Annotated in this window: 12 protein-coding genes, 1 tRNA gene and 1 pseudogene; 3 read left to right on the plus strand and 11 right to left on the minus strand. The window is 52.5% G+C overall.

The features are described from left to right. Positions 1–2: 2 nt before the first annotated feature. The gene (locus BM025_RS07620; RefSeq protein WP_085849002.1) at positions 3–539 is read right to left on the minus strand and encodes a DUF2244 domain-containing protein; all 537 of its coding nucleotides are present in this window, start codon (positions 537–539) and stop codon (positions 3–5) included. 299 nt (positions 540–838) lie between these two features. Continuing rightward, a complete protein-coding gene (locus tag BM025_RS07625; protein ID WP_085849001.1) occupies positions 839–1,471 on the minus strand; it encodes a cation efflux transmembrane domain-containing protein in 633 nt (210 codons plus the stop codon). A 70-nt stretch (positions 1,472–1,541) separates the two neighbouring features. On the opposite strand from BM025_RS07625, the gene BM025_RS07630 reads away from it, so the two are divergent. Then, positions 1,542–1,961 (plus strand): MerR family transcriptional regulator, encoded by a 420-nt coding sequence (locus BM025_RS07630; RefSeq protein WP_085849000.1) that lies wholly within the window; start codon positions 1,542–1,544, stop codon positions 1,959–1,961. Positions 1,962–2,053: 92 nt separating this feature from the next. On the opposite strand, the gene BM025_RS07635 is transcribed toward BM025_RS07630, so the two are convergent. From BM025_RS07635 to lipB, 3 genes are all read right to left on the minus strand, one after another. Then, complete coding sequence (locus BM025_RS07635; protein WP_085848999.1) at positions 2,054–3,745, minus strand: cytochrome c oxidase subunit I; 1,692 nt, start codon at positions 3,743–3,745, stop codon at positions 2,054–2,056. Positions 3,746–4,081: 336 nt separating this feature from the next. Beyond that, entirely contained in the window at positions 4,082–4,528 is a 447-nt protein-coding gene (locus tag BM025_RS07640; RefSeq protein ID WP_085848998.1) for a c-type cytochrome, read from the minus strand. Positions 4,529–4,639: 111 nt separating this feature from the next. Continuing rightward, positions 4,640–5,293: a lipoyl(octanoyl) transferase LipB gene (gene lipB / locus BM025_RS07645; protein WP_085848997.1), complete on the minus strand. Its 654-nt coding sequence runs from the start codon at positions 5,291–5,293 to the stop codon at positions 4,640–4,642. 61 nt (positions 5,294–5,354) lie between these two features. Here lipB and BM025_RS07650 point away from each other — a divergent pair, with 61 nt between their 5' ends. Both BM025_RS07650 and BM025_RS07655 read left to right on the plus strand, forming a co-directional pair. Then, positions 5,355–5,594 carry a hypothetical protein gene (locus tag BM025_RS07650; RefSeq protein WP_085848996.1) on the plus strand — a complete coding sequence of 80 codons (240 nt, stop codon included), beginning with the start codon at positions 5,355–5,357 and terminating at the stop codon, positions 5,592–5,594. Between the two features lie 122 nt (positions 5,595–5,716). After that, a tRNA-Leu gene (locus BM025_RS07655) sits at positions 5,717–5,803 on the plus strand. Between the two features lie 381 nt (positions 5,804–6,184). Here the strand turns inward: BM025_RS07655 and BM025_RS07665 are convergent. The 6 genes and pseudogenes from BM025_RS07665 to BM025_RS19160 form a co-directional block, all read right to left on the minus strand. Continuing rightward, on the minus strand, positions 6,185–6,355 hold the full coding sequence (locus tag BM025_RS07665) for a helix-turn-helix domain-containing protein (protein WP_170842147.1): 171 nt from the start codon (positions 6,353–6,355) through the stop codon (positions 6,185–6,187). A gap of 5 nt (positions 6,356–6,360) precedes the next feature. Further along, positions 6,361–6,537: a hypothetical protein gene (locus BM025_RS19155; RefSeq protein WP_170842148.1), complete on the minus strand. Its 177-nt coding sequence runs from the start codon at positions 6,535–6,537 to the stop codon at positions 6,361–6,363. 85 nt (positions 6,538–6,622) lie between these two features. Next, complete coding sequence (locus BM025_RS07670; protein ID WP_090875298.1) at positions 6,623–7,612, minus strand: DUF2303 family protein; 990 nt, start codon at positions 7,610–7,612, stop codon at positions 6,623–6,625. Between the two features lie 38 nt (positions 7,613–7,650). Then, positions 7,651–8,076: a hypothetical protein gene (locus tag BM025_RS07675; RefSeq protein WP_085848992.1), complete on the minus strand. Its 426-nt coding sequence runs from the start codon at positions 8,074–8,076 to the stop codon at positions 7,651–7,653. 16 nt (positions 8,077–8,092) lie between these two features. Beyond that, entirely contained in the window at positions 8,093–8,356 is a 264-nt protein-coding gene (locus BM025_RS07680) for a hypothetical protein (protein ID WP_085849203.1), read from the minus strand. Beyond that, positions 8,353–8,552: pseudogene (locus BM025_RS19160) on the minus strand (hypothetical protein); the annotation flags it as partial. The pseudogene BM025_RS19160 and the gene BM025_RS07680, both read right to left, overlap by 4 nt.

The following is an 8,552-nucleotide window of genomic DNA, read 5'->3' on the forward strand; positions in this document are numbered from 1 at the left end:
AATCACCCTGCTCTGAGCTGGCTCAATACAAATGCAAGATCGTTGCGCAAGGCTTGGCGTTCCTCTGGAGATAAAAAACGCCCAAGCTCCACCGCACGCCCGGTGTCCGTGGCGCTGCTTTGCAGTGTCAAATAGTGCTCCACAGGTCCGCCGCCTGCGCGCATGTGGATTTTAACCCAATAGGGGTTGGCCTCCCATGTTTTCAGTTCTCCTTTGGCTGTCCAGTGGGACAATGCCATTTGATTTGGCCAAATCAAGATTTGTTCTCGTAGATGTGGCCGATCTGAGCGGCGCAGGGCGGTCCAAAGAGCGGCCAGTGTAAGCAAGAGACACGCCAAGAGCACCCAAAATGCAGCGGTTCCGATAAAGGCAACCACGGGCAGACACCCTGCGATGAACATCACCCAGATTGCAGTTTTAAAACCTGTGTTGGGCATGGATCTGTGCGGCCAAACATCCAGGCGCAAGATTGGCTCAGCCGAGGTTTGTGACACAGGGCGCGTAAGTGTGCGGTGATCAGGGGACCATTGATAAGGCATATGGTGCGGGCTTAATCGTTTGAAGTGGTGTTTCAGTGAGCCTAGCTTGCACAGAGCTTTGGTCAAAGAGGCTTAGGGTCGCAGGCAATTTTGCGTGTGCCAATTTGAGATGGCAAGTTCAGGGATCTTGGCTGGAAGTTGTGTCATATCTGTGGCCATTTTCGCTACATTACGGTTGGTTTAGGATGGCGCAATGTCTGATGTCTGCGCCCAGTGGTTTGGTGCAGATTTTTTACACACATTAAAGAGAGTCTAGACGCACATGAAAAGGCCCCGCAATTTACGCGAGGCCTCGTGGATCAATGTGGCGCATGCGGTGTTTTGGTATCGCTTATTTCTGTCCAAGATTGCTTGAGAATTTGCCATGCCGAGGACAAAAATAACCCCGCCATCAAAAGCGCGACAATCAAATCTGGCCACGCGGTACTGGTCACCCAAACGGCAATAGCGGCGAGCATCACAGCGATATTGCCGATGGCATCATTGCGCGAACACAGCCATACGGATCGCACATTGGCGTCGCCATCTTTGTATTTCGCCAAAAGCATAACGCTGATCAGATTGGCGGCGAGGGCGAGAAATCCAATACCCCCCATCAACGGGGCGGTTGGTACTTCGAGAAATAGAAACTGATAGGCGGTAGCGCCAAACACCCAAAGCCCCATGAACAAAAGGCTGACCCCTTTGACAAGTGCCGCGTAGGCACGGATGCGCAAGGTCGATCCGATAACCGCCAATGAGAGACCATAGGTGGCTGCATCGGCCATGAAATCCAACGCATCGGCTTGCAAGGCTTGCGATCCAGCGGCTTTACCCGCGCTCATTTCCACGCCAAACATCACGGCATTGATTGCAACAACGGCCCAAAGGCGGCGTTTGTAGTCGGCTGAAAGCCCATCAAATTTAGCGGTGTGGTCGCAACATGCAGACATGTGAGTCGTCCTTTTCTTTTGTCTGCATTCTAACTAATGTCTCTAGTGACTAGAGGTTCAAGAGGTTTTTATGCTTTCCATTGGAATGTTATCCCAGCGCTCAGGCGTCAAAGTCCCGACCATTCGCTATTACGAAGAAATAGGCATCTTGAAAGAAGCGGAACGCAGCGCGGGCAATCAACGGCGATATCGCGACAGTGATCTTGAACGACTGGCTTTTGTGAAACATGCGCGTCAGCTTGGGTTCTCGCTGGCAGGCATATCCAGTTTGATCGCGTTGCAAGAGCACCCTGACAGATCATGTGCTGCGGCTGGCGCATTGGCGCGGGCGCAGCGCCAAGAGGTGCAAGACAAGATTGCTCGGCTGCAACGGCTTGAAGTTGAGTTGACCCGCATTTCTCAGGGCTGTGACGGGCAGGGGGTTGCTGCGGAATGTTATGTGTTGGCCAGTTTAAGTGATCATGCAAACTGCGAGGCAGATCACGAATAACAACCAAGCCAGATGGTGTGGTTTGGTTGTCCTAAAGCAAAAGGCCCCGCAGTTGAATTGCGGGGCCTTCTTTTGTTTAGATCAGAGTGGGATTAGTGCGCGTGGCCTTTGTCCCAATCTTCTTGTTTTGGCAGAATTTCGAATGTGTGTTCTGGTGGTGGGCACGGTAGCGTCCATTCGAGAGTGTCTGCGTATTCGTTCCAGTAGTTGTTCTCGGTGACGCGTTTGCCCCATTTGAGAGAGTAGATCACGATACCGATGAAGAACAAGAAGGATGCGAAGGACAAGAAAGCCCCATAGGAAGACACTTTGTTCCACATCGCGAAAGCTTCTGGGTAGTCGATGTAGCGACGCGGCATACCTTGGCGACCCAAGAAGTGTTGTGGGAAGAAGGTCAAGTTTGCGCCGATAAACATCATCCAAAAGTGCAGATGCGCAGCCCATTCTGGGTAGTGACGACCAGACATTTTACCGAAGTAAAAGTAGATGCCGGCAAAGATCGCAAAGATCGCGCCCAAGGACATCACGTAGTGGAAGTGTGCCACAACGTAGTATGTGTCATGGTAGGCACGGTCCACGCCAGCTTGGGACAAGACGATGCCTGTCACGCCGCCAACTGTGAAGAGGAACAAGAACCCGAATGCCCAAACCATAGGCGCTTTGAATTCGATAGAACCGCCCCACATCGTCGCGATCCAAGAAAAGATTTTCACCCCAGTTGGAACAGCGATGACCATGGTTGCCATCATAAAGTAGGTTTGTTGGCTGAGTGACATACCGACCGTGTACATGTGGTGTGCCCACACAACAAAGCCAAGCCCACCGATCGCGATCAACGCCCAAACCATTGGCAGGTAGCCAAAGATAGGTTTGCGCGAGAAGGTCGCGATGATGTGAGAGATGATGCCAAAGCCGGGCAAAATGATGATGTACACTTCTGGGTGTCCGAAGAACCACAGGATGTGTTGGTACAAAATCGGATCGCCGCCGCCACCAGGTTGGAAGAACGAGGTGCCAAAGTTACGGTCTGTCAGCAACATAGTGATCGCGCCCGCCAAAACTGGCAAAGACAAAAGGATCAACCAAGACGTTACAAAGATCGACCATGCAAACAGTGGAACCTTGAACAATGTCATACCCGGTGTGCGCATGTTCATGAATGTCGTGATCATGTTGATCGCGCCAAGGATGGATGAGGCACCAGAAACGTGGACCGCAAAGATCGCAAGATCCATGGAGTAGCCTGCTTCAGAGGTGGACAATGGCGGGTAAAGAACCCAGCCAACGCCAGAACCAGCTTGGCCATTGCCGCCCGGCGCGAACAAGGACGCGACGCCCAAGGCCACACCACAGACATACATCCAGTATGAGAGGTTGTTCAAACGTGGGAATGCCATATCCGGCGCGCCAATTTGCAGTGGCATAAAGTAGTTGCCGAAGCCGCCAAAGAGCGCTGGGATAACCACAAAGAACATCATCAAAACACCGTGGTAGGTGATCATGACGTTCCAGAGGTGCCCGTTTGGCGTACATTCTTCTGCGCCAAAGCCCCCGATCAAGCGCGCGGCTGCGTTGCCGGCCTCGTCGAGACACATGAATTGTACGCCTGGTTCCATGAGCTCAAGGCGCATGTAAACTGTCAGGGCGACTGAAATAAGCCCCACCACCGCAGCGGTGAAGAGGTAAAGGATGCCGATATCCTTGTGGTTCGTTGACATGAACCAGCGCGTAAAGAAGTCGCGGTTGTCTTCATGTTCGTGGCCGTGAATGGCTGCGTCCGCCATGCGGTCCTCCCGATTTTATGCGTATTTGATGCGTTTCGCCGTTTGACAACCAGAGTGAGTCACCACACGGAATTGGTAATGGTCTTAAAGGCAATATTTCGCTGGGGCAATGTGTCAACGCGCCTCACAGCGTGAAAAAATGTCTCACCTAGGTTGAAATGATGCCGTTTGTACCGGATTGGTGGTTGTGTTGCCGATTTGAAGTGGGCTTTTGCCTGTGTGCTTGCAAGCATAATTAGATCGGGGATCCTATGACTGGGCCTTAAGCGCAAAACACCGCCCCAAAGGAACGGTATCTTGTGTTTTTTGGTTTGTCTTTTTGTTCAAACCGACCGTTTACTCAGCTGGTGCAGCGTCATCCGCTGGCATTTCTACGACTGCGGGACCGACCGAGGCCAAATACGCCGCAACATCTTCGCCGTCCTTCATTTTAAACGACATTTTCGACTTGGCGGATGTATCAAGCTGTGCGCTTAAAAAACCTTTTGGGTCTTTCACATAGTCAACCAGCAACTCTTGCGTCCAGACAAGGCCAGCAGCACCTGCGGCGACGAGATCATCACCGTATTTTGTAAAGTCGGCTTGTGTGCCAGCCGTGCGGCCAACCACGCCATATAAATTTGGACCTGTTTTGCCGCCCTTAAAGATCACCTCGTCGCCATTTGAGATTGTGTGACAGGCTTTACATCTTTTGAAATCTTTTTCACCAGCGTCGGCGTCGCCTGCATAAGCAGAAGATGTCGCCAAAAGCGCGGCCGCAGTGAGAGCAAAAAACTTGGTCATGGATATCTCCAACGTGAGTCGTTTCATCTGCAGATAACAATAGCGCTTGAATCTTAAGATACGAGTTCGCGATTGTCGCAGGGTGTTGGGAGAGGGGGCATCAAGCTTGGTTTAGATCGCGCCAAACACGTCCTCAAACCCGCGTCGCAGTGCTGTATCCACATCATCCATGCCGACGGGCAGCCCCAAATCCACCAAAGAGGTCACGCCGTGATCGGTGATGCCGCACGGCACGATACCGTCAAAATGGCTTAGATCAGGTTCGACATTGATCGACAGACCATGAAACGACACCCATTTGCGAATACGCAATCCAATGGCTGCGATTTTGTCTTCGGGTTTTTGCCCCGTCACAGTCAGCGGTTTGTCATCTCGTTCGACCCAAACGCCGACACGGCCTTCGCGAATTTCACCTTTGACATTGAACTCGGCCAAAGCGGCAATCACCCAATGTTCCATGTCTTGCACAAACTTGCGCACATCTTTGCCGCGTTTGTTCAAATCCAGCATCGCATAGGCCACGCGCTGTCCGGGGCCGTGGTAGGTGTATTGCCCACCGCGTCGGGTATTGTAGACAGGAAAGCGGTCAGGTTGCACAAGGTCTGCGATTTTTGCCGAAGTGCCAGCGGTGTAAAGGGGCGGGTGTTCGACCAGCCAAATCAGTTCGTCTGCCGTGCCGCGCGCAATATCATTTGCACGCGCTTCCATCACAGCAAGCGCTGTGTCGTAGTCGGTTAGACCGCTTGAGATTTTCCATTCAACCATCGACATTCAGGGAACAAACCCTGCCTCCTTAAGTATAGGCACATAAGTGCGTGACACGAGAATGTCACGCCTATCCGAGGTTTTGACTGGTGCTTTCGCACTTAAGCCTTATCTCAAAGCCTCATGGGCCATTCAAGCCAACATTGCCGCGGTTGTGAAATTGCTCGTTTTTATCTGGCTTGTGTTGTGGTGTGTGGGCAGCAAAGGCTTGCACCAGAAATGGGGCTATGTGTGGATCAGTGTGATGGGCATTTATTTCATTGTATCATTTGGCAATCTTGGGATTCATCCCAAAAATTAAATGCCTAAATGCCACAATAATAGTAGCTGGTTGTATGGGCTATTTTTTTTGTGCAAATAGCACTTTTGCCCTTTCCATCCCCATGCGCCTTCGTTAGATAGCCTCCACCAAGTCAAGACAGTGCGGTCGTGGCGGAATTGGTAGACGCGCAGCGTTGAGGTCGCTGTGGGGTAACACCCGTGGAAGTTCGAGTCTTCTCGACCGCACCAATACAACACCTGAAGTGTATATAAATCAGGTGCTTACAAAAACATTTAAATCTCAACCCCTGAATTAACCCCCGAATATGATTGCACTTGTGGCATCACTCAGGGTGCTGTTTGTAGTGTTTTTTTGTCATAAGGCACCCATCCTCCAGTTCGGTGGCAATGAAATCCAGTTGGTCTTGAGTAAGTTTAACTTGTGCCCGCCAAAGTGAATGGTGGCATTACCTTCGCCCCCGAATGATATCCGTATCGGATCATATTCAAGGTCCATAATCCACATGTTGGCGCACATGTCTTCGCCGTAATCTTTGAGAAAAAGCACCCCTGGTTTGTATCCGTCGCACAGCGACTTCGTATACTCCCAATTCTCTCATCACTTCTTTCCTATTCTTTCTCTGTTGATTGCCTGTCGATCTGGTCGCGGTGAATCCGCGTGGCGTTGCCAAACTTCGTTGGCTTGATCTCATTCTTTGCGATCATGCGGTATATCGTGGCGCGACTCACTTGCGCCATTTTCGCAACCTGATCGACTGTGAAAAACTCAACGCGGATCATTTCTCTCACTCCCATGGTGCTTTGGCGATTGTAATCGGTGCTTTTCCGGCTGCGCTGCTGTTGCCTGTCGCGAACACTTGCTGGACTGTTTTTACATCGATGCCGGCGCGATTGCCTGATGGCGATGCTGGTTTTTGAGAGTGCAAGCCGGGGCGGGCAATGCGCTGTAATGTTTTACTCATGACCGTTCTCCAAAATTGTCTGCTTTCGAACTTCGTTTTGTGACGTCCATCGCTGGACCCTGTTTCCAAGGTCCAGAAAAAGAGATCACGCTTCTGGCGTGCCTTTAAAAAGCGGCAGGTCGGTGTGCGCGACGGCGAGGTCGAGGGACTCATCGAATGACGCCTCGAAGGCTTTCTCGGGGTTGTAGATCGACAGGATGAACTTCACCTGACCGCCAGACTTGCGGTAGCGAAAGCGCACGGGCATGCGGTACAGCGGGCCATTTAGAAACACTGGGATGGCAATGATGATCAGGTTTGGCAGGTTCAGCGGCTGACCGTTGAGGCCTTTGTGCTCATTGATGAACTTCATTTCCGCTTCGCCGGTGTCGCGGTTGGTGGTTAGTTTGAGGTCGCTGGTTTCATTGACCAGAAACTGTTTGGACATTTGCAGCAGCTGCGTGAGCTGGCCGTATCGCCCTTCAATCTTGCAGGCGGTTTCAATCAGGCGATTTTCCCAATCGTCGTTTTTATCATCCTGTACGCCGGCAATGATCGCGGGCGTTGGGTCCATGATATTCTTGGCCTGCGTCTCAATAAACTCGCCCATGTCGTCTTTTTCGAGCGGCGTGTCAGACACCGCCATCCATGCTTTCCAATCCTCAGACAGGGGAAAATCATAGACCCCACGATGATGACCGTGACGCGCGCTCGGATCGCCGAGTGAGTTTGTCGGGTCTGCTGGGCCTTCATCGTGATAATCGGCAATGCAGGTCAAAGACGGATTTTCCATAACGGGATTGGCGAACAAGACTGAGCTGTCGCCCTTGAAACGGTTGGCCCAGGCGATGAGACTTTCCAAGTCTTTAAGACGCGCTGTGCCTTTGCGCTGGGTTGGTTTTAGGTGCTGCGCTGCGGATAGGTATTTGTGCGTGAGATCCTCGACCTTACGCTTGTCTGGTACCGTGATCAGAAACGGCTTGGTCAGATCCATGCCGTCTGGCAGGGCGATGGCGTCATGTTTGCCAAGCTCCAGCATTGTATCACGCATGGTTTGGGCCGGATTGTCGTTTGAGAGAGGGGTGAGATTTAGCATGGCTTGCCTTTCTGTGGGGGTAAAATGTCTAAACGCGTTCAGTCGATGTCGCGGATTTCGCCTGTTTCGGGATCGTGATCAGAGATGTCGCGCAGCGGAGTGTTCATCCGCGCCATCATCGGGCTGTAGAGTGTGAGCTCGCCCGCATCGTTGATGTAGGCGCCCGCAGAGCTCGGTGGTTTTTTGGGCGGCGCAAAAGTAACCGTCGCGCCCATGCCAACATCGCCAGCGTTGCCGACTGCGTATTTAAGCTGAAGGGTCATGGTGCCGGCGCAGCCTTTGGAGCCGTGCAGATCATTGTGCTCAAGCAAGTCTTGCATGAGCGTTTTGTGCCCCTCCATCACTTCGGATAGGAACTCACCGCCATTGAACAGCGCTAAGATCTGCTCAAGCGTGCGCATCTTGTAGGGGTCGTGGCGCTCAGGGATTGGGGCGGCTTCGGGCGGTGTGCTGTGCTTGGTCATCACTGGGGTGATCCTTTCAGGAATTTGGGGCTGCGATACGTCCGGCCCAGGCGTCGAATGTTGTGCGCAAGGCTGCGAATTTCGTTTGGGCCGCCGCATCTGTGTTGAGCTCACGGCGGCTGGCGATATTGCACGCCTCGCGTAGATATTGAGCCGAGGCGCTGGCGCAGAATTGAGTGCCAGGCAAGCCGCTGCGGATGGCTGCGAACTTTTGAAATTGCGGATCATTGCACAAGATGCCAGCCTGTTGGGCGGGGTGCATTTGCGTGAGGCGGGTCATCCAAATTCATCGCTGTTCGCGATGTCTAGCAACACATCAACAAAGCTCTCTTGTTCTTGTGGGCATTGGCTGGCGATGTCTTTGCCGCGCAGTTCGGTGCGGAGTTCAATGCGCTCGCGCCATTTGCACGGTACCGCTAAGGATTGACGATAGGTCTCGCGCGCATAGGCTGGCGTGCTGCTGGGATTGTGCTGCT

This window comes from Pacificibacter marinus, assembly GCF_900109555.1.
GTDB classification, from domain to species: Bacteria; Pseudomonadota; Alphaproteobacteria; order Rhodobacterales; family Rhodobacteraceae; genus Celeribacter; species Celeribacter marinus_C.